Source organism: Actinomycetospora flava (assembly GCF_037400335.1).
Lineage (GTDB): Bacteria > Actinomycetota > Actinomycetes > Mycobacteriales > Pseudonocardiaceae > Actinomycetospora > Actinomycetospora flava.
In genome coordinates this window covers 1,071,159-1,094,300 of sequence record NZ_JBBEGM010000001.1, presented here as the reverse complement: position 1 = coordinate 1,094,300, position 23,142 = coordinate 1,071,159, and the positions used below count along the sequence as shown (strand labels likewise).

Here is a 23,142-nt window from a genome sequence, read left to right as displayed (position 1 = left end):
AGGAGTGCGAGCGCCGTGTTCGACGCCCTGTCCGACCGCCTCACGTCGGTCCTGTCCGACCTGCGCGGGAAGGGTCGGCTCTCCGAGACCGACATCGACACGACGTGTCGCGAGATCCGCATCGCGCTGCTCGAGGCCGACGTCGCCCTGCCCGTGGTGCGGGGTTTCGTCAAGCAGGTCAAGGAGCGGGCGCGCGGCGCCGAGGTCTCCGAGGCGCTGAACCCGGCGCAGCAGGTCGTCAAGATCGTCAACGAGGAGCTCGTCGGCATCCTCGGCGGCGAGACCCGCCGGCTGCGCTTCGCGAAGACCCCGCCGACCGTGATCATGCTCGCCGGCCTCCAGGGCTCTGGCAAGACGACGCTCGCCGGCAAGCTCGCGTTCTGGCTCAAGAGCCAGGGCCACACCCCGATGCTCGCGGCCTGCGACCTCCAGCGGCCCAACGCGGTCAACCAGCTCCAGATCGTCGGCGAGCGCGCCGGGGTCGAGGTGTTCGCGCCCGAGCCCGGCAACGGCGTCGGCGACCCGGTGGACGTCGCCCGCCGGGCGGTCGGCGACGCGCGCAGCCGCCAGTACGACGTGCTCGTCGTCGACACCGCGGGCCGCCTCGGTGTCGACGAGGAGCTGATGCGCCAGGCCGCGGACATCCGCGACGCCGTCACGCCCGACGAGACGCTGTTCGTGCTCGACGCCATGGTCGGCCAGGACGCCGTCACCACGGCCGAGGCGTTCCGCGACGGCGTCGGCTTCTCCGGTGTCGTGCTGACCAAGCTCGACGGCGACGCCCGCGGTGGCGCCGCGCTGTCAGTCCGCGAGGTCACCGGCGAGCCGATCCTCTTCGCGTCCAACGGCGAGAAGCTCGACGAGTTCGACGTCTTCCACCCCGACCGGATGGCCTCGCGCATCCTCGGCATGGGCGACGTCCTCACCCTCATCGAGCAGGCGGAGCAGGCCTTCGAGGAGGGCCAGGCCGAGGCCGCCGCGGCCAAGATGGGGACCGGCGAGCTGACGCTCGAGGACTTCCTCGAGCAGATGATGGCCGTGCGCAAGATGGGGCCGATCGCGAACGTCCTGGGCATGCTGCCCGGCGCGAACCAGATGAAGGACCAGCTCGCCGGGCTCGACGAGAAGCACCTCGACCGCGTCCAGGCGATCATCCGCGGCATGACGCCCGCCGAGCGCGCCGACCCGAAGATCATCAACGGGTCGCGCCGGCTGCGGATCGCCAACGGCTCCGGCGTCGGCGTCAGCGACGTCAACCAGCTGGTCGAGCGGTTCTTCGAGGCCCGCAAGATGATGAAGAACATGGCGGGCCAGTTCGGCCTGCCCGGCATGGGCGGCGGCCGCAAGGGCAAGCGCCAGGCCGCGAAGGCCGCGGTCAAGGGCCGCAAGGGACCGAAGCAGATGCCGGCGATCGCGGGCATCGCGCAGGAGAGCACGGGGAGCCAGGACCGCGGCGAGCGCTCGGTCGGCAGCTACCAGACCCCGGGCCTCAACCAGCTCCCGCCGGCGCTCGCGGGCATGAACGAGCTGCCCGCGGGCTTCGACCCGGGCGCGCTGACCTTCCCCGGCAACGCCGGCGGCGGGCGCGGCAACGGGGGCGGCAAGAAGGGCAACAAGAAGAAGCGGAAGTAGCTAGCTGTTCAGCCACTTCTCGCGCCGCCGGTTCGAGGCCCGCGACAGCCAGGCGTCCTGCACGATCTCGGTGAGCTCCTCGCGCGAGATCCGCTCCAGGTGCGCCGCGCGCAGGAGCACCGAGAGGTGGCCGTCGAAGCGCGGCGTGGTGAAGAACGGCGTGGACGCGTCGTGCACGAGGGCGTCCTTGTCCTCCTCGGTCTCGACCCAGAACATGATCACGTCGGGGTACTTCTCGCCGGTCTCCGGGTCGCGGGCGTCCGGCTGGGGCGTCCGGAAGAACACGAACGACTTCCCGCCGACCTGGTAGACGGTGTTGCCCTTCGGACCCTCGAGGGCGGTGACGTGCGGCATCGCGGCGGCGAGGGCGTGCACGTCCTCCACGCGGGCAGGGAGGCGGGCGGGGTTCACGGGGCGAGCCTAGGTCGCGGCTGGCTACCCTCCCGGCCATGGCGATCCCCTCGGCCCTGCACCTGCGCGGCGTCCTGCTCGACGGCACCGCGGAGGGTGAGCACGTCGGCGAGCTGTGGGTCACCGCCGAGGGGCGCATCAGCCTCGACCCGGTGCCCGACGCCGAGACCGTCGCCGACGGCGGCTGGATCCTCCCCGGGCTGGTCGACGCGCACTGCCACGTCGGCATCGGCCCCGACGGCCCGGTCGATCTCGAGGAGGCCCGCGCGCAGGGCCACGTCGACGCCGCCTCCGGCGCGCTGCTGCTGCGCGACTGCGGCTCCCCGATCGACACGAGCCCGCTCGACGACGACCCGCGGATGCCGGAGATCCTCCGCGCCGGCCGTCACCTCGCCCGTCCCAAGCGCTACATCCGCGGGCTGCCGATCGACGTCGAGCCCGACGAGCTGCCCGCCGCGGTGGCCGCGACCGCCCGCGCGAACCCGTGGGTGAAGCTCGTCGGCGACTGGATCGAGCGCGAGGCGGGCGACCTCGCGCCGCTGTGGCCCGACGACGTCCTGCGCGCGGCGATCGACGCGGCGCACGCCGAGGGCGCGCGGGTCACCGCCCACGTCTTCGGCGAGGACGCGCTGCCGGGGCTCATCGGCGCGGGGATCGACGGCATCGAGCACGGCACCGGGCTCACCGACGAGACGATCGCGATGATGGTCGAGCGGGGCACGGTGCTGGTCCCGACGATGATCAACGTGGAGAACTTCCCGGGCTTCGCCGACGCGGCGGGCGAGAAGTTCCCCCGCTACGGCGCCCACATGCGCGACCTGTACCGGCGCGCGCCGGGGCGGATCGCCGCCGCGATCGAGGCGGGCGTGCCGGTGTTCGCGGGCACCGACGCCGGCGGCGGGATCGGGCACGGGCAGATCGTCGACGAGATCGTGGCGCTCGCGGGGGTCGGGCTCGGGCCGGCGCGCGCGCTCGCCGCGGCGTGCGGCGACGCGCGGACCTGGCTGGGCCGTCCCGGGCTCGTCGACGGCGCGCCGGCGGACCTCGTCGTCGCCACCGACGACCCGCGCGTCGACCCGGAGGTGCTGCGCGCGCCGACGCTGGTGCTGCGCGCCGGGGTGTCGCTGCGCTGAGCCGGCGTGGGCGGAGCGAGGGCGTCCCCGGCTCCGTGGGACGCAGCGAGGGAGTCCCTCGCTCCTCCTCAGGTGCGCGCGGGCAGGCGCCGCGACAGCGCGATGGCCGCCACGAGCACGACGGCGATCACCAGCAGGGCGTCGGAGAACGCCGCGCCCGCGCCGTCGTGCAGCGGGTTCCAGGACCCGGCGCCGCCGGCGGTGCGGGCCGCGAGCACCGTGCCCAGCACCGCCGCGCCGGTCCCGCCGCCGAGGAAGAACGCGCCCTGGTAGATGCCCAGCCCGACGCCGGCGTGCTCGAACGGGACCGCGGCGGCGACAGCGTTGATCAGCGGTGAGGTGATCGACGCGAGCGCGAGCCCGACCACGAACGTCACCCCGGACAGCAGCACCGCCGACCCGCCGGCGGCGGTCGAGAGCGTCGCGACCGCCACGAGCAGCAGCGTGAGGCCGATCCCGACGAGACGGCGCGGGCCGAGGCGATCCGACAGCCGGCCCGCCGGCGAGGACAGCGCGGCGACCGCCAGCGCGCCGGGCAGCAGAACCAGGCCGACGTGCCCGACGCCGAGCCCGTTGACGGTCGCGACGAGCAGGGGCACGAGCAGGATCGTGCCGAGGTAGCAGAACATCGCGAGGAACCCGACCGCGACCGCGGTGAGGAACGGGCCGTGGGTGAGCAGGGACGGCGGCACGAACGGCCGGGGCGTGCGTCGGATGCGCAGCGCGAACCCGCCGGCGAGCAGCGCCGCGAGGAGCACCGCGCCCCACGTCGAGGGCGAACCGATGCCCGCCTGCTGCGCGCGCGTGAGCCCGAAGAGCGCCAGGCCCACGGCGCCGCCGAGCAGCACGCCGCCGACGAGGTCGACCTGGCGCCACGACGGGTCGGCGCTCTGCCGGCCGTCGGGCAGCACGCGCGGCGCGATGACGAGCAGCGGCGCGACGAGCAGCGCGGCCCCGATGAACGGCCAGCGCCACCCGGCGAGCTCGGCGACGAACCCGGCGAGCGGCGGCCCCAGCGCCTGGCCCGCGCCGACACCGGTGCCGACGATCCCGAAGCCGAACCCGCGACGGCCCGGCGGCAGCGACCGCGCGACCGCGACCGACCCGAGCGCGGGCACCGCGGCGCTCCCGAGCCCCTGCAGCACGCGCCCGACGAGGTGCAGGGCGATGCTCGGCGCCAGCCCCGCGAGCACCGAGCCGACGAGGAAGATCGCGATCCCGGCGGCGAACACCCGGCGCACGCCGAAGACGTCGGCGATCCGCCCGTAGAGGGGCGTGGCGACCGCGAAGCTCAGCGAGAACGCGGTGACGACCCAGGCCAGGCCGCCGGGGGAGGCGGCGTAGTCCCGGCCGATCTCGGGGACCAGGACGAGCACCATGCTGTTGGCGAGCACCGCGACCGCCACCGCGACCAGCAGCACCCCGAGCAGCAGGCCGACGCGGACCGGCGGGTCCTCCTGGGCGTGCTCCACGTGCTCGGCGGTCTCGACCATCGGGGGCCGGGGATCACTCACCCCTACAGACTGCGCCCTGGAGTGCACTCGAGGTCAAGTTGGGGCGCCTAGGGTGGCGGTCATGGCCACCCTCGACCTCAACGCCGACCTCGCGGAGGGCTTCGGCATCTGGTCGCTGACCGACGACGACGCGCTGCTCGAGGTGATCACGTCGGCGAACGTGGCGTGCGGGTTCCACGCGGGCGACCCGCTGACCATGCAGCGGGTCGCCGCGGCGGCGGTCGGGCGCGGCGTGGCCGTGGGCGCGCAGGTGTCGTACCGCGACCTCGCGGGGTTCGGGCGGCGGTTCGTCGACGTCGACCCCGCCGAGCTCACCGCCGACCTCGTCTACCAGGTCGGCGCGCTGCGGGAGTTCACGCGCGCGGCGGGCGGGGAGGTCGCCTACCTCAAGCCGCATGGCGCGCTTTACAACGCCGTCGTGCACCACGACGCCCAGGCCCGCGCCGTGGTCGCGGCCGCGCAGCACGTCGGGCTGCCGGTGCTCGGGCTGCCCGGCTCGCGGTTCCTCGCCCGCGCGGCCGAGGAGGGCCTGACCACGTACGCCGAGGCGTTCGGCGACCGCGGCTACACCCCGGAGGGCACGCTCGTGCCGCGCCGCGAGCCCGGCGCGCTGCTGCCCGACGCCGACGCGGTCGTCGAGCGCGCCCGCCGCCTCGCCACGGACGGCGTGATCGTCGCCGTCGACGGCACCGAGATCCCCATTGAGGCCGCCTCGCTGTGCCTGCACGGCGACAGCCCGGGCGCGGTGAGCGCGGCCCGGCGCGTCGCGGACGCCCTGCGTGACGCCGGGGTCACCCTCGCGCCGTTCGCCTGAGGGGCCGTCTGGCACAATCGACGAGTTGTCGTGGGAACCCGCGACCGCGCACGAGCGGGCACGCCGCCCCGGAGGTCCTCCTCGGCAGGGCGGCCCCGAACACACCGACCGAGGAGTACCACAGCAGTGGCAGTCAAGATCAAGCTCGCCCGCATCGGCAAGATCCGCGAGCCGCACTACCGGGTCGTCATCGCCGACGCGAAGAACCGCCGCGACGGCCGCGTCATCGAGACGATCGGCGAGTACCACCCCAAGAGCAACCCGAGCGTCATCAAGATCGACTCGGAGCGCGCGCAGTACTGGCTGGGCGTCGGCGCCATCCCGACCGAGCCGGTCCACGGCCTGCTCAAGGTCACCGGCGACTGGCAGAAGTTCAAGGGCCTCCCCGGCGCCGAGGGCAAGCTCAAGCCGCAGCCGGAGAAGGTCGACAAGCAGGCCCGCTTCAACGAGGAGCTGGCCAAGGTTTCCGGCTCCGCCGAGTGAGCGACACGCAGCGCAGCGGAGCTGGAGCCCTTCGATGAGCGAGCTCGCCGAGGCGCTCGAGCACCTCGTGCGCGGCATCGTCGCCCACCCCGACGAGGTCGCGGTCGACCTCGTCACCAACCGGCGCGGCCGCACCCTCGAGGTCCGGGTCCACCCCGACGACCTCGGGAAGGTGATCGGCCGCAACGGCCGCACGGCCACCGCGCTGCGCACCGTCGTGGGCGGCATCGGCGGCCGCGGCGTGCGTGTCGACGTCGTCGACACCGACCGCTGATCTCATGAGCACCCCGTCCGACGAGCGCGTCGTCGGCCGGGTCGTCAAGGCCCACGGCCTGCGCGGAGAGCTCGTCGTCGAGCCCCGTACCGACAACGTCGAGGCCCGGTTCGCCCCGGGCACGGTGCTGTCGGTGCGGGGCTCGCGCGCGTTCCGGGTCCCCGCGCTGACGATCCTCGCGGCGCGCCGGCACGCCGACCGCCTGCTCGTGACCGTCGAGGAGGTCGGCGACCGCGACGCCGCCGAGGCGCTGCGCACCGCGGAGCTCACGGCGCCGGCGCTCGCCGAGGCGCCCGAGGACCCCGACGAGTTCCACGACCACCAGCTCGAGGGCCTCGCGGTGGTGCTCGGCGACGGCACGGCCGTCGGCACGGTCACCGCGGTCCTGCACGGCGCGGGCGGGGAGCTGCTCGCCGTCGACCGGACCGAGGGCGGCGAGCTGCTCGTGCCGTTCGTGGCCGCGATCGTCACCGAGGTCGACGTCGCCGGCGGCCGGCTCGTCCTCGACCCCCCGGAAGGGCTGCTCGACCCCGCAGACTGACTCCCGTGGGGGACACGGGGGAGGACGGGCACCGGCCGCTGATCGGTGCCGACGAGCTGGAGACGCCGACCTGGGCGGTCGGCCTGGAGGCGACCGCGCACGCGGGGGTGCTGGCGGTGGCGCGCTCGGTGCCGCGGGCCGGTGCGGTGCTGGTGCGCTGGGCGTGGCGCGCGTCGCGGGGCTGGACGCTGCTCGCGGGCGTCGTCCACCTCCTGTCCGGGGTGGTCGCGGCGTTCGGCCTGCTCGCCACCGCGGACGTGTTCACGCGGCTCCTCGCCGAGGGGCCGACCCCGGAGCGCGTCGTCGCCGCGCTGCCGGCCCTGGCGGTGGTCGCCGGGGCGCTGATGCTCGGCGGGCTGCTCGACGCGGCGACCGGCGCGGTCACGGCCGAGCTGGTGCCGCGCATCGAGCGCCGCGCGCAGACCGAGCTGTACGGCGCGCTGGTGCACGTCGACCTCGTCGCCTTCGACGACGCCGACTTCACCGCGCTGCTCGAGCGCGCCGAGCACGCGCTGGCCCGCATCCGCCGGGGCGCGGAGACCGTCGGCGACCTGATCAGCGGGCTCGTCTCGGTGATCGCGGCCGTGGCCGCCGCCGGCGTGGTCCACCCGGTGCTCGCGCCGGTCGTGCTGCTCGCCGGGCTGCCGCAGGCGTGGGCCGCGGTGTCCGGGGTGCGGCTGATGTTCGCCTCGGTCCTGCGCACGACCTCCCAGGCGCGCCGCCTCGCCGTCGTCGGCGACCTCATCGCGGGGCGCGAGGAGGCCGCCGAGGTGCGGGCGTTCACCGTCGGCGACGTCCTGGCCGCCGAGCACGAGCGCCTGGCGACCGAGCTGGCCCGCGAGGGCATCCGGGTCGAGCAGCGCCGCAACCTGCTGGTCACCGCCGGGCGCGGGGCCTCGGGCGTCGCCACGGCCGCCGGCTACGCCGTCGTCGGCCTGCTGCTCTACGGCGGCGGGCTCGCGCTGCCGCTGGCGGGCACCGCCGTCGTCGCGATGCGCTCCGCACGCACCGCGGTGGTCACCACCGTCTACGGCGCGAACATGCTGTTCGAGGCCGGCCTGTTCGTCGAGCTCTACACCCGCTGCCTGACCGAGGCCCGCGCGCGGCGGCGCAGCGCGAGCGGCCCGCCGCCGGGTCCGCCCGAGACCGTCGAGCTCGACGCCGTCACCTTCCGCTACCCGGACCAGAGCACGCCCGCGCTGAACGACGTCACGCTGACGCTGCGGCGCGGGGAGACCGTCGCGCTGGTCGGGGAGAACGGGTCCGGCAAGTCGACGCTGGCCAAGCTCATGGTCGGGCTCTACCTCCCCGACTCCGGCCGGGTGCGGTGGAACGGGCAGGACCTGCGCGAGACCCGGGCGGCGGCCGCCCTCGAGCACGTCGCGCTGGTCGCCCAGGACCCGGTGCGCTGGCCCGTGCGCGCCGACGACAACGTCCGCATCGGGCGCCTCGAGCGCATCGACCCGGACCGGCGCGCCTACACCGACGCCGTCGAGCGCTCCGGCGCCGGCGACGTGCTCGCCGACCTGCCGCACGGCGCGGCGACCGTGCTCTCCCGCGCGTTCCAGGGCGGACGCGACCTCTCCGGCGGGCAGTGGCAGCGGATGGCGGTGGCGCGCGGGCTCTACCGGGACGCCCGGCTGGTGGTCGCCGACGAACCGACCGCCGCCCTCGACGCGCGCGCCGAGCACGCGGTCTTCTCGTCGCTGCGCGAGCTCTCGGCGGGCGGCGACCGGATCACGGTGCTCGTGACCCACCGTCTCGCGAACGTCCGCACGGCCGACCGGATCGTCGTGCTCGAGGCGGGGCGGATCGTCGCGCAGGGCACCCACGACGAGCTCATGGCCGCCGGCGGGGTCTACCGCGACCTGTTCGAGATCCAGGGCCGCGCGTACGCCGCCTGAGCTACTCCTCCTCCGCCGGGACGCCGACCGCCAGTACGCCGGGCAGTTCCGAGAGCTCGCCGGACAGCGGGGCGAGCGATCCACGCCCGGCGAGGGAGAGCGTCACCGACGCCACGCGCTGGGTGCCCTCGACGGCGTCGGTCGCGTCCTCGCGGTCGACGTGCATGCCCGCCACCGAGAAGCCGCGCTCGGTGCAGACCGAGATCACCGCGCGCAGCACGCCCCGCCCGTCGGCGTAGGAGAGGTTGACGTCGCGGGGCACGCTCGACGAGCGCGTGACCCAGCGGGCGAGCGGCCGGTAGCCGCGGGTCACGAGGTAGTGCACGAGGGTGCCGCCGATCGCGAGCAGCGGCAGGCCCGCGCCGCACGCCGTGCCCACGGCCGCCGCGGTCCAGACCGTCGCCGCCGTCGTGAGCCCGCGCACGGCGTCGCGGCGCACGAAGATCAGCCCGCCGCCGATGAACCCGATGCCGGACACGATCTGGGCCGCGACCCGCGAGGGGTCCAGGGCGATGTCGGGGGAGCTGAGCAGGTCGTTGAACCCGTACTTCGAGATCAGCATGAACGCCGCCGAGCCCACGCCGACGAGGGTGTGCGTGCGGAGACCGGCGCTCTTGGCCGCGAGCTCGCGCTCCAGGCCGATCAGCGTGCACAGCACCACCGCCAGCCCGAGCGGCGCGAGCAGGCGCCACTCCTGCGGGTAGGACAGGAACTGCTCCACCCCTCGCCACCTCCTGCGCTCGTGTCCGGGGCAGGATCGTGCCCGATGCGCATCGACGTCGTCACGATCTTCCCGGGCTACCTCGCCCCGCTCGACGAGGCCATCGTCGGGCGGGCGCGGCGGGCCGGCCTGCTCGACGTCCGAGTCCACGACCTGCGGGGATGGGCGTCCGGCGTGCACAAGGCGGTCGACGACTCGCCCTACGGCGGCGGCCCCGGGATGCTCATGACCGCGCCGGTGTGGGGTGCGGCACTCGACGAGGTCACCGGGTCGGGCGACACCGTGCCCCGGCTGCTGGTCCCCACCCCGGCCGGGGCGCCGCTGACCCAGGAGCGCGTGGCGGGGTGGGCGCGCGAGCCGTGGCTCGTGCTCGCCTGCGGGCGCTACGAGGGCATCGACGCGCGCGTGCTGTCCGACGCCCGGCGGCGGATGCCCGTCGAGGAGGTCTCGCTCGGCGACTACGTGCTCGCGGGCGGGGAGGTCGCCGCGCTGGTGGTCGTCGAGGCCGTGTCCCGGCTCGTCCCCGGCGTGCTGGGCAACCCGGCGTCGGCGGAGCTGGACAGCTTCTCCGACGGCTTGTTGGAGGCACCCGCGTACACCCGCCCCGAGCGCTGGCGCGACCTCGACGTCCCCGACGTCCTGCGCGGCGGCAACCACGCCGTCGTCGACCGGTGGCGCCGCGACCGCTCGCTCGAGCGCACCGCCGCCGTGCGCCCCGACCTGCTCGACGCGCTCCTGGCGCGCCACGGCGCCGACGCCTTCGACGCCCGCGACCGCGAGGTGCTGGTCGCGTGCGGGTACGACCCGCTCCACGGGGCGCGACCGGCGGCATGGCAGACTGGGGAGGTTGCCGCGGACGGCGCACGGCCCGATCAGGGTCGGTGAAACGCCGCGCCGCGCCCGAGAACCGTTTCTCCTCGGCAGCCCAGGTCGCCCGTCCCGCGGGCCCTGGCACCGGGGCCGTGAGACCGCGAGGACGCTGACGATGAACGCCCTGGACGAGCTCGACGCCAAGTCGCTGCGCTCCGACATCCCCGACTTCCGTGCCGGGGACACCGTGAAGGTGCACGTCCGGGTCATCGAGGGTTCACGCTCTCGTGTACAGGTCTTCCAGGGTGTCGTCATCCGTCGCCACGGTGGCGGCCTGCGCGAGACGTTCACCGTCCGCAAGGTCTCCTTCGGCGTCGGGGTGGAGCGCACGTTCCCGGTCCACTCGCCCAACATCGCGGAGATCGAGGTCGTCACGCGCGGTGACGTCCGTCGCGCGAAGCTGTACTACCTCCGTGAGCGTCGGGGCAAGGCCGCGAAGATCCGCGAGAAGCGCGAGACCACGCCGGCCTCCTGAGCCGACGCGACCCGGTCTCCTAACCTGAAGCGCGTGCGTCCCCAGGAGCCAGGCGGGCCCCCGTTCCGCGGACACGGAACGGGCGGCGAGACGACCCGTACCGACGCGTCCGGACGTCACGCCCACGCGCGGGACGACGACGATCCCGCGGTCGATCCCTACGGCGACGTCCCGGGCCCCGGCCCGGGCGCGGCGCCCTACGGCTCGTCGGGGTGGAGCGGTTCCGACCGGCCCGCCGGGGGTGACGCCGCGTACGGCGACGTGCCCGGGTACGGCAACGGACACCGTGGGGACAACGGCCACGGGCTCCCGTCCGACGACGGGGACGTCCCCGGCAACGGCTGGTCGTCGGCCCCGGGCCGCGGCGACCCCCTGAACGGTCACGGGGCGAACGGGAACGGCGCGGGGACCGTGTACGGCGACGCCTACGGGGACGCCTACGGCGACCCGCCGGTCGGGTCTCCCGGTCGCGGCCACCCGGTGCCGGCGGCTCCCGCGGCGCCGCCCGGAGGGCCCTGGGGCGCGGAGTGGGGCGCAGGCCGTCCGCCCGCGCCGGCCCAGCAGCCGCCGTCGCCGCAGCCACCGTCACCGCAGCCGCCGCTCCCGCCGGACCGGCCCGCACCGCCGCAGGGACCCCCCGGGGGCCCGCGCCAGTACGGCCCGCCGCCCCCGCAGGGCAACGGTCACGCGGGCCGTCCCGTGTCGCCGCCGGTGCCGCCGCAGGCCGGCGGCTCGGCCTCCCCGCCGCCGGCTCCGCCCGCGCGCCCGGCCGGACCCCCGTCGGGCCCGGACGCGGCGGCCGAGGGTGCCGCTCCGGCGCCGAGCGCTCCCGACAGCACCCTGGCCGGGGCCGACGGTTTCGCGTCGCGGGCCCCGAGGTCCCGCGACGACGCCCCCTCCTCGTCGACCACGGCCACCACCACGGCGGTCACCGGCGGTGCCGGGGTCGCCCCGGGCCGGCACCGCCGCAGCGGCACCGGGCCGGGACGTGACGACGAGCCCGTCGAGGAGGCCGAGGACGCCGGCCGCGCCGGGCGCCACGGCGGCGACAAGGGCGGACGCAAGGGCGGCAAGCAGAAGAAGAAGGGCTCGTTCTGGCGCGAGCTCCCGCTGCTCATCGTGGTCGCGGTCGTCCTGACCTTCGTCATCCAGACGTTCCTCGCCCGCATCTACGTCATCCCGTCGGCGTCGATGGAGCAGACGCTGCACGGCTGCAACGGCTGCGCCAACGACCGCGTCGCCGTCGACAAGCTCACCTACCGCTTCTCCGACCCCTCGCCCGGCGACGTCGTCGTCTTCCGCGGGCCGCCGACGTGGGGGGACAACGGCGAGGTCGCCGGCGAGCAGCCGTCGGGGAACGTGCTGGTCCGCGGCCTGCAGGGCGGGCTGTCGCTAGTCGGGCTCGCGCCGCCGAACGAGAAGGACTTCGTCAAGCGCGTCATCGCCACCGGCGGCCAGACCGTCGCGTGCTGCGACGCGCAGAACCGCGTCACGGTCGACGGCCAGCCGCTGAACGAGCCGTACATCTACTACCAGCCCAACCTCGGCCGCACCCAGGCGGACTTCGCGCCGGTGCGCGTGCCCGAGGGGCAGCTGTGGGTGATGGGCGACAACCGCAACAACTCCGCCGACGCCCGTGTGCACGGCCCGATCGGCGTCACCGACGTGATCGGCAAGGCCCGTGTGATCGTGCTGCCGGTCGGCCGATGGGGCGGCGTGCCCGACACCGACCCGCAGGCCCGCCCGTCCGCGCTCGGCGCGCCCGTCTGGACGTCCGGGGCGCCGCTCGCGGCCGGTGTCCTGGGTGCGGTCCCGCTCGTCGTGGTCACCCGGCGGGTGCGCCGGCGGTGGACGTCGCAGGACGGCTGGACCTCCGAACCTCCGTCCCCCGATCCCGGCCGGTGACGGCGGGTCATGATGCGGGCCGGCGGCGTGCCGCCGGCCGCACCGGACGGACCCCCGCCCGTCGCCGCCCGCTGCCGCCGCGCACGGGCGTCCAGCCGCCGCGCGCGATCGTGCGGCGCAGCACCGAGAGCTGGGCGCTGCAGTCCGCCCTCGAGCGCCACGGCCTCGGGCCGGTGGTCGGGGTCGACGAGGCCGGTCGCGGCGCCTGCGCCGGGCCCCTGGCCGTCGCGGCCTGCATCCTGCGGCCCGGCGACGCCAAGCGGTTCGAGGGCCTGACCGACTCCAAGCTGCTCACCCCCGAGGAGCGCGAGCGCTTCTTCCGGCTCATCCAGCGGCGGGCGGTCGACTGGCGGGTCGTGCTCGTCGACCCTCCGGAGGTCGACCACCGGGGCGTGCACATCGCCAACATCGACGGCATGCGCCGGGCCGTGGCCCGTCTCGACGTGCGCCCCGGCTACGTGCTCACCGACGGCTTCCCGGTCACCGGCTTCGGCGTGCCGTCGCTCGCCGTGCCGAAGGGCGACCTGGCGGCGGCGTGTGTGGCGGCCGCCTCGGTGCTCGCGAAGGTCACGCGCGACCGGCTGATGACCGAGCTGCACGACCGGCATCCGGAGTACCGGTTCGACCTCCACAAGGGCTACTGCACGCCGACGCACAACGCAGCGCTCACGGAGCACGGCCCGAGCCCGGACCACCGCTTCAGCTTCGTCAACGTGGCCGCGGCCGCGCGGGGCCGGAGCCCGGACGGACTTCCGGCGGGCGTGCGCCACAATGGTGCGGTGACCGTCGACGACGTGTCCGCCGAGAGCGGGGAGGCCGACGAGCTCGTGGCGCTGGACGACGCTGCCTTCGACGAGCCCGAGGACATGGGGGGAGAGGCGCGATGAGCGCGGAGGATCTCGAGAAGTACGAGACCGACATGGAGCTCTCGCTCTACCGCGAGTACCGCGACATCGTCTCGCAGTTCTCCTACGTCGTGGAGACCGAGCGGCGGTTCTACCTGGCCAACTCGGTCGACGTCGCCGTCCGCAACGCCGACGGCGAGGTCTACTTCGAGGTCACCATGTCCGACGCCTGGGTGTGGGACATGTACCGGCCGGCGCGCTTCGTCAAGAACGTGCGCGTCGTGACGTTCAAGGACGTCAACGTCGAGGAGCTGGAGAAGCCCGACCTCCGCCTCGACGAGGGCCCGTTCAGCGGCTGACGCTGCTCCGCCCGGCCCGATAGCGGGCCCACCACGGCGCCGGTCCGTCCCCACCCCGCCCGGTTGTCCCCAGGCGTGAGCTCTTCGCTCCCGCTCGACCGGTCGGGCCCGCCACGCTCGATCCCGCCGCCGGACCGCCCGGCGGGGACGAGGGGGCCGGGTCATGACCACCACGCGCGCCGTCAACGACGGGCAGCCACCCGACGACCGGCGGACCCTGGGGCGCCGCGGCGAGGAGCTGGCGGCCGAGCACCTCGCGGCCCGCGGGCTGACGGTGCTCGACCGCAACTGGCGCTGCCGCGACGGCGAGCTCGACCTCCTGGCCGTCGACGGCGACGTGCTCGTCGTCGCCGAGGTCAAGACGCGCTCGGGCACCGGGTTCGGGCTGCCCGCCGAGGCCGTGACGTGGTCGAAGGCGGCCCGCATCCGGCGGCTCGCCCAGCGCTGGCTCGCCGAGCGCCACGCCGCCGGAGGGGCGGGCTTCGACGAGGTGCGCTTCGACGTGCTCGCCGTGCTCGTGACGCCCGGGGCGGCCCCGCAGGTCGAGCACTACGAGGGGGCGTTCTGACGTGGCGCTCGCGTGCGCGTGGTCGATCGGGCTGCGCGGGGTCGACGGCGAGGTCGTCGAGATCGAGGCCGACATCGGTCAGGGCCTGCCCGCGGTGTCGCTGGTGGGGCTCCCGGACGCGGCGCTCGCGGAATCGCGCGACCGGGTACGGGCGGCCGTGGTCAACTCCGGGGAGACCTGGCCGGCGCGGCGCATCACGCTGGCCCTCTCCCCGGCGACGCTGCACAAGCAGGGCAGCGGCTACGACCTGGCGCTCGCCTGCTCGGTGCTCGCGGCGGCGCGGGCGGTGCCGCTGGCGGCGCTGCGGGGCGTGGTGCTCTTCGGCGAGCTGGCCCTCGACGGGCGGGTGCGCGGGGTCCGCGGCGTGCTGCCGGCGCTCCTCGCGGCCCGGCGGCTCGGGGTGGCGCAGGCCGTGGTGCCGGCGGCGGCCGCGGTCGAGGCGGGCCTGGTCGAGGGGCTCGAGGTGCTCGGCGCCGAGCACCTCTCCGACGTGCTGGCCTGGTTGCGGGGCGACCGCCGGCGCCTGCTCACGGTGCGCGGCGGGGCGCGCCCGCAGGGCGGCGGTCCGCGCGAGGACCTCGCGGACGTGGTCGGGCAGCTCGCCGCCCGGCGGGCGGTGGAGGTGGCCGCGGCCGGGGGACACCACCTGCTGATGGTGGGCCCGCCCGGCTCGGGCAAGACGATGCTGGCGCGGCGGATGACCGGCCTGCTGCCCGACCTCGACGTCGACTCGGCGCTGCAGGTGGCGACGGTCCGGTCGCTGGCGGGCGCGCTCGACCCGCAGGAGGCGCTGCCGGCGACCCCGCCGTTCGTGGCCCCGCACCACTCGGTGTCCTCGGCGGCCCTGATCGGCGGCGGCAGCGGGCTGGCCCGCCCCGGCGCGGCGTCGCTGGCGCACCGGGGCGTGCTGTTCCTCGACGAGATCTACGAGTTCGGCCCGCACGTGCTCGAGATGCTGCGCACGCCGCTGGAGGAGGGCGAGGTCCGGCTGGCCCGCACCGACGGGGCCGTGCGCTACCCGGCACGGTTCCAGCTGGTGATGGCCGCGAACCCGTGCCCGTGCGCGCCGCCCAAGCCGACCGACTGCACGTGCTCGAGCCTCGAGAAGCGCCGCTACACCCAGCGGCTGTCCGGTCCGATGCTCGACCGCGTCGATCTGCAGGTCGAGCTGCAGGCCGTCGAGGCGCTGTCGTGGGACGGCGCCACGGGCCCGGCGCTCGAGGAGACGCCGGAGAGCACGGCGTCGGTGCGGGCCCGCGTGCTCGCGGCCCGGGCGGCGGCGCGCGAGCGGTGGCGCGACGCCGGGTGGCGCACCAACGCCGAGGTCCCCGGCCCCGAGCTGCGCCGGCGCGGGCGCCTGCCCCGGGCGGCCGCCGAGCTCCTCGAGCGCCAGCTGCGGTCCGGGACGATGACCGCGCGGGGCGTCGACCGGGCCCTGCGGGTCGCGAGGGCCGACGTGTAGCTGACGTGGCGGTCAGACGAGCCGCAGGTCGGGGCGCTTCCGCCGCGAGCGACGCTGCGGGCGAGGCGTCGAGTGCACCAGGACGGGCGCGGGTCGCCGCGCGTGGGGCGCCCGGTCCCACGCCCCGCCTGCGGCCGCGACGAGCTCGTCGAGCACCAGGACAACCGCGTCGGCCGGGACGCCCGCGTCGATCACGAACACCCGGGAGCGCGGACACCCGTAGCCCTGCCGGTCTCCGGCGAGCGGGGCGATCACCACCGCCCAGCCGTTCGCCGCCACCGTGGGCGCGTGCGCGCCCGTCGTGTCCTCCATCATCAGCCCCCCGGCCATGATCGTTGGTGTGTGAGCACAGCACGGGCCTCGCGCTCCGTCTGTGGACTGATGCGGCGATCTCCGCGCCGCTGGTGATCACGCTGTGCGGCGCGCGCTGGCGTCCAGGCGAGGCCGCGGTCGTCGAGCCACCCGGTCACCGCCGCCATGCCATCGGTCTCGGCGAGGTCGAGCAGGGTCGTCTCGTGCCCGCCGGCCACGACCGACTCCCACGCGTCGCCCGACAGGGCGATGACGTCCTCCGAGCCGACGTCCTCGGCGGCGATCTCCTCGTCGGTCTCCTCGCGAACTCCAGCGAGCCGGCGCAGGTCCCGGTCGCCGAGCGACCACGTGAGCTGCTTGCGGCCGTGCGACGTGCGCTCCCACTCCCACCACAGCTCGAGGTCCTCGACGCGGTAGGTCTCGACGGCGTCCCGGAGGACGGCGAACGGCGACCGCCCGGTGCGGGAGTCCTTCGCGTGCTGGGCCGTGACCTCGGCGGCGATCTTCGTGAAGTAGCCGCCGAGCGCGTCGTCGCACCCGTCGGAGGCGAGCCGGACCCGGCGGGCATCCACGCCCCGGACCGGGGTCGAGTCGAACCCGGAGCGACGCAGGGCCCGATCCCAGCGGGCCCACGCGCGGTAGGCGATGCGCTGCGCCTCGGTGTCGTCGACGTCGCCGGACCAGCACCACAGCGCGTGGACGTGCAGGTGCCACCCGGAGCGGGGCGTGTGGGTGGCCTCGACGACGCGGCACCAGCCGAGGAGCCCCGCGGCGTCCTGGTGCCACTGCCCGCCGGAGGCGACCGCCGACCAGCCGGCCGTGACGGCGTCCCAGAGCTCGGCGAGCCGGTGCCCGCGGTTGTGCCGCACGGTGAAGGTGACGAGGTACGCGCATCCGCCCATGAGCCGGACCGCGGCCATGACGGCGACGAGCTCGGCGGCGCGGCGCGCGGCGATCTTCCCGGCGCAGCACGGGCAGGCCCACACGCTCGCGCAGGTCGAGAGACCGGCATAGCCGGCTCCGCGGCGGGCCCCGGCGCGCATGGTCGGGCCGCCGGTGCCGGTGACGGTGACCTTCCGGCACTTCCGGAGCCGGTCGAGGCCGGTGATCTTCCGGGCGCTCGCGAGCATCCACCACCGTTCAGCGCGACGGAGCCGGGCGGAGAGGGACGGATCCTCTCCCTCGCCCTGCGGGGCGCGGGCCCGGCCTGACGGGGTGTCTGCGTAGTTACCAAGAGCGGGCCCTGCGGGCGCGGCGCGCCCCTCCCGGGACGCACGGGAGACGCAGAGGGGGGAGGACGTAGAGGCAGCAGACGAGAGAGAGGAGAGGGGGGTAGGGGTGGGCGAGGGCGGGCCGCTACGGCCTCCGGCCTCCGCGACCCGCCCCGCCCCGGGGAGGGGAGCGGCGGCGGCCGCGGTGGGCGCGCTGGGAAACGGACGAGGGACGCCTCCGGCGGGGGCCTCGCTCCCGGGGGTGTGGGAGGGGCGCCCCTCCTCCCCGGTCACGACGACGCCTCAGGGATCGCACGGAACGCCGGCCGCGGCAAGGCCCGGGCGGAGCGCTGGGCGGGCAGGTGCGGCGTCGCGGCGGCGTCGTGGGGCCTTGCCCCGGCCGACAACCCGCGCGAGGCGGTGCCCGCCGACGCGACCGGGGAGGAGGGGCCAGGCGCCGGGGTGTGCGGCTGGGGCCGCAGGAGAGCCGCGATCCGGTCGCGGCGGGCCGGCGTCAGCGGCGGCCAGGCGGCGACGAGCTCGGCGACGGCGTCCTCGAGAGCGTCGGCGAGCCGGACGGGCCCGGCGGTCATGCGGCGGCCCGCCGGACCCGGGCCACGTACTGGTCGTACGGCAGGGCGCCGGCGCGCAGGCGCAGCGTGCCCAGGCCGGGGGCGGAGAGCACGGCGACGCCGGACGGTGCCCACTCGTGCTCGTCGGGGTCGACGACGTCGACGGGGTGCAGCATGCGGAACCCGTCGGGCTCGACGCGGAACGAGAGCCGGAGCTGCGCCTGGGCGCGGACGGCGCCGCCGACGATCGCGGCGTCGGCGCGCTGGCAGACGATGACGACGCGGTAGGCGACCTTGCGGCCCTCGGCGAGCAGCCGGCCGACGAGGCCGCGGACTCGCTGCCCGAGCTTGCGGTCGACGAGGTCGGCGGCGGCGTAGAAGCCGGGGAGCTCCTCGAGCACGACGACGACGAGCGGGAGGTCGGTGGTCGGGTCGAGCTGGTCGCGGTCGTCGGGCAGCACGGCGAGGCGTTCGTCCATGCGGGAGCAGAGGGCCTCGAGCGCGGCGACGTGCTCGGTGAGGTCGCCGGCGAGGCCCGACACGCGTAGTTCGGCGCCGTCGAGGCCGGTCCAGGGTCGCCAGAGCAGCCCGGAGGGGTCGATCCCCGCGACGGTGACGAGCGGGTCGCCGGCGTGGGCGGAGAGGGCGCCGTAGAGCCACCAGGACTTCCCGGATCCGGTGGAGCCTTGGACGACGGCGTGGGTGCGGCGGGGCCAGGGGATGCCGAGGTCGGCGCCGCCCTCGTCGATGCCGAGGAACCCGTCGGGGAGCTCGTGGGGCGGGGGGAGGACGAACGGGGTGTCGAGGGGGTCGGCGTCGAGGAGCTCGAGGCGGACGTGGACGCCGTCGGAGAGTGCGGCGATGCGGAGGCAGGTGGCGCCGAGGGCGGGGGCGAGGCGGTCGGCGACGGCGCGGACGTCGGCGGGGAGCTGGCCGGGCAGGAGCCGGACGATCAGGACGAGCGGCGCGCCGGCGGAGACGGAGACGAGCGGGGGGACGATCACGGTCTGGCCGGCGGCGACGCGGACAGTGCGGGTGATCCCGGCGCCCTCGGCGGCGTGGCGCCACGTGGCGGTCCAGCGGTGGCGGTCGGCGATCAGGTCGACCTCGCGGCGGTAGGCACCGGACCGTGCGCCGCGGAGTCGTCGGCGGTGGGGCGCGAACAGGGCCACGGTGGAGCCTCCGGAGACGGGACGGGCCCCGGCCGCGGGGAAGTCGGCCGGGGCCCGTGGTGGGGGAGAGGGCGTGTGCCTCAGGCGGTGCCGGAGGCGTCGAGGAGGGCGGCGAGGGCGGCGGCGCGGGTGCCGTAGCCCTCGCCGCGCCAACGGGCGGCGGTGTCGTCGTGCTCGCGCCACGCGGCTGACCAGCTACGGGCGCCGTGGCGATGACCGAGCCAGGGGCGCTCGTCGAACACCCAGCCGACCCAGCGGCCGTCGACGTTGACCATGTAGGCGACGCGGCTACCGCTCGCCATGGCCGGGCCGCCCGAGCGCTCGAGCACGACAGGCCGGCCGTCGTCGGTGGCGAGCTCGACGCGTCGCGCTCCGCCGGGGCGAGGCGGACAGGCGGTCATGCGGGCTGGCCTTCGTGCTGCTTGTGGTCCTGGCCGTTCTTGCGGCCGGGCTGTGCGGCGTCGCGGAGGCCGCGCCCGGCGAAGTACTGGGCGAGGCGGCCGTCCTTTCCGACGCGGACGTTGACCTCGAGGGAGTCGAAGGTGACCGGGGCGAACTGCGTCACGACGGGCTGCTGGTCGGCGCGGACGCGGACCTGCAGGACCTCGGGGCGGTCGGTGCCGACGGGCATGACGTAGGCGGACCAGAGGCGCTCGCCGGTGTCGGGGTCGGTCTCCTGGCGGTCGGTGAGGACGCGGCGGCCGTTCTGCTCCTCCCAGACGTTCTGGGGCTCGCAGGGGCCGGCGGCGACGAGCGGGAGCTGGTCGAGGGCGACGGGGATGGTGCGGAGGGGCATGGCGGGTCACGGCTCCTGGTCGTGTCGGTTCGAGACGCCACCCGCTGCGGGGGTGGGGTGTCCCGCCGGGTCGAGGTCGTGGGGGACGACGGAGGGCCCGACCCGGCGAGCCATGTTCATTCTATGCTCAGTTTATGCACGGGGGAAGGCCCTCTATGCTCCGGTTATGGACGCGCATCGGGTGCTCCCGCACACTGGGCTCGTCGCGAACGCCAGCAAGGGGGACCCGCCATGCGCCTCGTCCAGCTCGCGAAGGACTCCAACTCCGGGACCGTTGGGTGCCCGTCGGTGCACCTCGACCAGGACACGGGTCAGCTCGTCGTCCAGGGCGACGGCGTGTCGATGGAGCACCTGCCCAACCCGCTGCCCGGCGAGCAGGCCGTCTCGATCGACCCGGCCATCGTGGTGGCCGCGATGCGCGCGATGGGCGTCACCGAGTGAGCGACCTCGCCAAGCTCGTCGAGGCGATCTCCTCCGCGCGCACCTCGGTGTTCCGACTCGAGGCGCGACAGCACTACGCCGACGACCCGCAGTGGCAGAGCTACGAGCGGGGCGAGGCGTGGCAGCGGAACGCCGACCTGCGCGCGTGGACCGAGATCGTCTCCTCGGCGCGGGCGCGGGGCGTGACGATGCAGCGGGTGCACGTGCTCACCGAGCCGTGGACGCCCTACGTGCGCTTCGAGGTCGAGCAGCACTATCCGCACAACCTCGCCGCGGGGGAGGACGTGCGCCTGGTGCGCGCGGGCCGGCCCTGGTCCGTGCCGGACTTCTGGCTGATCGACGACCACCGCGGCTGGCTGATGCACTACGAGGACGACGGGACCCTCGGCGTCATCGTGCAGGCGACCGACCGGGCGCTGTCGGCGCTGCGCTCGTGGCGGGACGAGGCGCTGGCCGCGTCGACCCCGGTCGCGACGCCAGCCTGATCGTCAGCGAGGTCGCGCGGTGAGCCCGCAGCGGCCGGTGAAGTACCCGGACCTCGGTGAGGAGCTGCGGCGGGCCCGGGTGCGGACGACATCGAACCAGTCGGAGTTCGCGCGGCTCCTGGGCTGGCAGCAGTCGAAGGTCTGGCGGCTCGAGGACGGTCGGATCAAGCCGTCCGAGGACGACGTGCGCGCCTGGGCGGCGGCCGCCGGCGTCGACGAGGGGGAGCTGCTCGACGCGCGCGAGCGGGCCCTGACGCGGCACCTCGACATCCGGGAGGCGGCGCGGACCCCGGGCGGTGTTGAAGCTCTACAGGACGACCTGGCGCGGCTCGAGGCCGGCTCGCGGACCCTCGTGGAGTACCAGCCGACGGTGATCCCTGCGATGAGCCAGACCCCGGAGTACACGCGGGAGTGGCTGACGGCGCCGGGTCGGCCGGAGCTCGGTGGTGTGCTCGACGTCGACGCGATCGTGGAGCGCCGGAGCCGGCGGCAGCGGGAGGCCCGACAGCGCGGCGCGGCGCTGACGGTTGCGGTCGAACCGGGGGCGCTGACCGGGGTGTACGGCAGTACGGACGTTCACCGGGCCCAGCTCGACGCGCTCGCGGAGCAGGCGGCGACCGGGGATGTCGAGCTCCTCGTCGCGCGCCGGCCGCTGCCGATCCTGCACGGGTTCGAGCTCCTCGACGACGCCGTCACCGTGGAGACCGTCGCCGGGGTGCGGGTCATGTCGGACCCGGAGGTGCACGGGCAGTTCGTCGCGCTGCTCGACCGCGTCCGCGAGGGGGGCCACTCCGGAGCAGCTGCTCTCCGTGCGGTACGCGAAGCGCACGACCGACTCGAGCCCGCCTCGGTGAGCGGGCCGCCGTTCGCTCCGGACCTCGTCGACGCCCCGCGGCACCCGGAGGAGCCTTCGTGACCGGGAAGACCGGACCCACGATCACGTGCTCGGACTGCGGACACACCTGGACGCGCGCGGTCTCGACGCTAGCGCCGGGCGACACGCTCAGCTTCGCGTTCGACCCTGAAATCGCCTGTCCGTCCTGCGGCGCGATCGACCGAAGCATCCGCACCGGCGACACATTCTCGGTCACCGAGGACGGAAGCCTGCGCAAACTGGTGTCCGCGCTACGGCCGGCGAGTGCGACGGGAGCCGACTACCGGGAACTCGTCCAGGTCCTCGAGGACGCTGTCGCTACGGGCGCCACGCGCGAGGAGACCGCCGAGGCTGTCGCCGACCGGTCATCGTTCGCTGCGCTGGCCGCGTGGATCAAGGCTCACCCGGATACGCGCACGGTGACGATCTTGTCGCTCATCGCGACCGTGGTGGGCATCGTCCTCGCGAACACCCAACAGGAACCCGAGCCTGCGCCGCCGCCGGTGGTGAACGTGCACGTCCACTACGACGAGCCGAGCGTGGAAACGGTTCGGAGGCTCGTCGAGGATGAGCTCCGGCGGCGCGAGGCTGACGACGAGCGGCGGTCCGCTCCCGCCCGCCCTGACGCGCCCCGACACCCCGAGGAGCCCCGATGAGCCCTCGACGGCTGCCCCGTCGACCAGGCACCGACGTGACAGGCGCGATCACGGTCGGGCGCCTTCACGAGCTGTCCGACGACGAGCTCGAGGAAGCGAAGCGGTGGAGGACCCCGCAGCGACGCTCTCCGACATCTACGCCGAGCAGCGACGCCGCGAGGCCGAGCGGTTGACCCAGGCCGCGCTGCGCCTGGCCCGGTAGAACATGGTGTCGCGATCGTGGCCGTCACGGTCGCCGTCTCGCTCGGCATCGTGCAGCTCGTGACTCGGTAGGAACGCCGCCCAGAGAATCTCGGGTGGGCGGCCCGAGATTCCCCTCTTGCTACCGCGTCGAGTCGGCACCGTCCGACACGTGAGCACAGACGCCGGCCCCCTCGAGCGCCTCCTGACCTCGCGTGAGGTGTCCGAGATCATCGGGGTCCCGGACAACACCCTGCGGGACTGGCGCTGCGACGCCGTCGGGCCCCCGTTCATCAGGATCGGGCGGGGCGGGCGCAACCAGCCCGTGCGCTACCGGCTCCGTGACCTCGAGCGGTGGCTCGACGAGCGCACCGTCCGGACTGAGGCCCGCCCGTGACCGAGACCCCGCAGCGTGCACCGACGCGCCCGCCCGACCCGAACGTCGATGAGGCCGTCGCGCGGATCGTCGCCGCGTGGCCTGCCCTCTCTCGTGAGAGACGCGACCGCGTGACCGCCCTACTCCGGCCACCCG

Annotated in this window: 27 protein-coding genes and 1 pseudogene; 19 read left to right on the top strand and 9 right to left on the bottom strand. The window is 75.3% G+C overall.

The features are described from left to right. The first annotated feature begins 15 nt into the window (after positions 1–15). Positions 16–1,632: a signal recognition particle protein gene (gene ffh, locus WCD58_RS05405; RefSeq protein ID WP_337700251.1), complete on the top strand. Its 1,617-nt coding sequence runs from the start codon at positions 16–18 to the stop codon at positions 1,630–1,632. Here the strand turns inward: ffh and WCD58_RS05400 are convergent, their stop codons facing one another. Continuing rightward, entirely contained in the window at positions 1,633–2,043 is a 411-nt protein-coding gene (locus WCD58_RS05400; RefSeq protein ID WP_337700249.1) for an MmcQ/YjbR family DNA-binding protein, read from the bottom strand. A gap of 38 nt (positions 2,044–2,081) precedes the next feature. Here WCD58_RS05400 and WCD58_RS05395 point away from each other — a divergent pair, with 38 nt between their 5' ends. Continuing rightward, positions 2,082–3,176 (top strand): amidohydrolase family protein, encoded by a 1,095-nt coding sequence (locus WCD58_RS05395; protein ID WP_337700247.1) that lies wholly within the window; start codon positions 2,082–2,084, stop codon positions 3,174–3,176. A gap of 68 nt (positions 3,177–3,244) precedes the next feature. Here WCD58_RS05395 and WCD58_RS05390 read toward each other — a convergent pair whose 3' ends face one another. After that, positions 3,245–4,690 carry an MFS transporter gene (locus tag WCD58_RS05390; protein WP_337700245.1) on the bottom strand — a complete coding sequence of 482 codons (1,446 nt, stop codon included), beginning with the start codon at positions 4,688–4,690 and terminating at the stop codon, positions 3,245–3,247. Positions 4,691–4,751: 61 nt separating this feature from the next. On the opposite strand from WCD58_RS05390, the gene WCD58_RS05385 reads away from it, so the two are divergent. The 5 genes and pseudogenes from WCD58_RS05385 (at position 4,752) to WCD58_RS05365 (ending at position 8,706) form a co-directional block, all read left to right on the top strand. Beyond that, entirely contained in the window at positions 4,752–5,504 is a 753-nt protein-coding gene (locus tag WCD58_RS05385) for a LamB/YcsF family protein (RefSeq protein WP_337700242.1), read from the top strand. A 126-nt stretch (positions 5,505–5,630) separates the two neighbouring features. After that, positions 5,631–5,963: pseudogene (gene rpsP, locus WCD58_RS05380) on the top strand (30S ribosomal protein S16); the annotation flags it as partial. Positions 5,964–6,021: 58 nt separating this feature from the next. After that, on the top strand, positions 6,022–6,261 hold the full coding sequence (locus WCD58_RS05375; RefSeq protein ID WP_133824910.1) for an RNA-binding protein: 240 nt from the start codon (positions 6,022–6,024) through the stop codon (positions 6,259–6,261). Between the two features lie 4 nt (positions 6,262–6,265). Further along, entirely contained in the window at positions 6,266–6,802 is a 537-nt protein-coding gene (rimM, locus tag WCD58_RS05370; protein ID WP_337700239.1) for a ribosome maturation factor RimM, read from the top strand. 5 nt (positions 6,803–6,807) lie between these two features. After that, positions 6,808–8,706, top strand: a complete 1,899-nt coding sequence (locus WCD58_RS05365; RefSeq protein ID WP_337700238.1) for an ABC transporter ATP-binding protein — start codon at positions 6,808–6,810, stop codon at positions 8,704–8,706. 1 nt (position 8,707) lies between these two features. Here WCD58_RS05365 and WCD58_RS05360 read toward each other — a convergent pair whose 3' ends face one another. Further along, positions 8,708–9,427 carry an MgtC/SapB family protein gene (locus WCD58_RS05360; RefSeq protein WP_337700236.1) on the bottom strand — a complete coding sequence of 240 codons (720 nt, stop codon included), beginning with the start codon at positions 9,425–9,427 and terminating at the stop codon, positions 8,708–8,710. Positions 9,428–9,472: 45 nt separating this feature from the next. Between WCD58_RS05360 and trmD the strand changes: the two genes are divergently transcribed. From trmD to WCD58_RS05325, 7 genes are all read left to right on the top strand, one after another. Further along, positions 9,473–10,312, top strand: coding sequence for a tRNA (guanosine(37)-N1)-methyltransferase TrmD (trmD, locus tag WCD58_RS05355; protein ID WP_337700234.1), 840 nt, complete (start codon positions 9,473–9,475; stop codon positions 10,310–10,312). Positions 10,313–10,412: 100 nt separating this feature from the next. After that, positions 10,413–10,772 (top strand): 50S ribosomal protein L19, encoded by a 360-nt coding sequence (rplS, locus tag WCD58_RS05350; RefSeq protein ID WP_133824914.1) that lies wholly within the window; start codon positions 10,413–10,415, stop codon positions 10,770–10,772. A gap of 840 nt (positions 10,773–11,612) precedes the next feature. Then, the gene (gene lepB, locus WCD58_RS33590; RefSeq protein WP_373696190.1) at positions 11,613–12,677 is read left to right on the top strand and encodes a signal peptidase I; all 1,065 of its coding nucleotides are present in this window, start codon (positions 11,613–11,615) and stop codon (positions 12,675–12,677) included. A 71-nt stretch (positions 12,678–12,748) separates the two neighbouring features. After that, complete coding sequence (locus WCD58_RS05340; RefSeq protein ID WP_337700824.1) at positions 12,749–13,564, top strand: ribonuclease HII; 816 nt, start codon at positions 12,749–12,751, stop codon at positions 13,562–13,564. After that, a complete protein-coding gene (locus WCD58_RS05335; RefSeq protein WP_274283199.1) occupies positions 13,561–13,881 on the top strand; it encodes a DUF2469 domain-containing protein in 321 nt (106 codons plus the stop codon). The genes WCD58_RS05340 and WCD58_RS05335 overlap by 4 nt, the downstream gene beginning before the upstream one ends. A 163-nt stretch (positions 13,882–14,044) precedes the next feature. Next, positions 14,045–14,449, top strand: a complete 405-nt coding sequence (locus WCD58_RS05330) for a YraN family protein (protein ID WP_337700224.1) — start codon at positions 14,045–14,047, stop codon at positions 14,447–14,449. Between the two features lies 1 nt (position 14,450). Then, on the top strand, positions 14,451–15,911 hold the full coding sequence (locus tag WCD58_RS05325; protein ID WP_337700222.1) for a YifB family Mg chelatase-like AAA ATPase: 1,461 nt from the start codon (positions 14,451–14,453) through the stop codon (positions 15,909–15,911). Positions 15,912–15,923: 12 nt separating this feature from the next. On the opposite strand, the gene WCD58_RS05320 is transcribed toward WCD58_RS05325, so the two are convergent. The 6 genes from WCD58_RS05320 to WCD58_RS05295 all read right to left on the bottom strand — a co-directional run bounded on the left by WCD58_RS05320 (position 15,924) and on the right by WCD58_RS05295 (position 19,974). Then, positions 15,924–16,241 carry a hypothetical protein gene (locus tag WCD58_RS05320; RefSeq protein WP_337700218.1) on the bottom strand — a complete coding sequence of 106 codons (318 nt, stop codon included), beginning with the start codon at positions 16,239–16,241 and terminating at the stop codon, positions 15,924–15,926. Further along, on the bottom strand, positions 16,226–17,353 hold the full coding sequence (locus tag WCD58_RS05315) for a protein rep (protein WP_337700216.1): 1,128 nt from the start codon (positions 17,351–17,353) through the stop codon (positions 16,226–16,228). The genes WCD58_RS05320 and WCD58_RS05315 overlap by 16 nt, the downstream gene beginning before the upstream one ends. A gap of 371 nt (positions 17,354–17,724) precedes the next feature. Next, positions 17,725–18,027, bottom strand: a complete 303-nt coding sequence (locus tag WCD58_RS05310; RefSeq protein WP_337700214.1) for a hypothetical protein — start codon at positions 18,025–18,027, stop codon at positions 17,725–17,727. Further along, positions 18,024–19,178: a hypothetical protein gene (locus tag WCD58_RS05305; RefSeq protein ID WP_337700213.1), complete on the bottom strand. Its 1,155-nt coding sequence runs from the start codon at positions 19,176–19,178 to the stop codon at positions 18,024–18,026. Before WCD58_RS05305 ends, WCD58_RS05310 begins: the two co-directional genes overlap by 4 nt. Before the next feature lie 80 nt (positions 19,179–19,258). Continuing rightward, positions 19,259–19,579, bottom strand: a complete 321-nt coding sequence (locus tag WCD58_RS05300; RefSeq protein ID WP_337700211.1) for a hypothetical protein — start codon at positions 19,577–19,579, stop codon at positions 19,259–19,261. Beyond that, positions 19,576–19,974 carry a hypothetical protein gene (locus tag WCD58_RS05295; RefSeq protein WP_337700209.1) on the bottom strand — a complete coding sequence of 133 codons (399 nt, stop codon included), beginning with the start codon at positions 19,972–19,974 and terminating at the stop codon, positions 19,576–19,578. Before WCD58_RS05295 ends, WCD58_RS05300 begins: the two co-directional genes overlap by 4 nt. A gap of 231 nt (positions 19,975–20,205) precedes the next feature. Here WCD58_RS05295 and WCD58_RS05290 point away from each other — a divergent pair, with 231 nt between their 5' ends. From WCD58_RS05290 to WCD58_RS05270, 5 genes are all read left to right on the top strand, one after another. Continuing rightward, positions 20,206–20,415, top strand: a complete 210-nt coding sequence (locus WCD58_RS05290) for a hypothetical protein (protein ID WP_337700207.1) — start codon at positions 20,206–20,208, stop codon at positions 20,413–20,415. After that, positions 20,412–20,900, top strand: a complete 489-nt coding sequence (locus WCD58_RS05285; RefSeq protein WP_337700205.1) for a DUF6879 family protein — start codon at positions 20,412–20,414, stop codon at positions 20,898–20,900. Before WCD58_RS05290 ends, WCD58_RS05285 begins: the two co-directional genes overlap by 4 nt. Before the next feature lie 19 nt (positions 20,901–20,919). After that, entirely contained in the window at positions 20,920–21,816 is an 897-nt protein-coding gene (locus WCD58_RS05280) for a Scr1 family TA system antitoxin-like transcriptional regulator (RefSeq protein ID WP_337700203.1), read from the top strand. After that, a complete protein-coding gene (locus tag WCD58_RS05275; RefSeq protein WP_337700201.1) occupies positions 21,813–22,430 on the top strand; it encodes an FmdB family zinc ribbon protein in 618 nt (205 codons plus the stop codon). Before WCD58_RS05280 ends, WCD58_RS05275 begins: the two co-directional genes overlap by 4 nt. A gap of 352 nt (positions 22,431–22,782) precedes the next feature. Beyond that, positions 22,783–23,007 (top strand): helix-turn-helix transcriptional regulator, encoded by a 225-nt coding sequence (locus tag WCD58_RS05270; RefSeq protein ID WP_337700199.1) that lies wholly within the window; start codon positions 22,783–22,785, stop codon positions 23,005–23,007. Positions 23,008–23,142: the final 135 nt, after the last annotated feature.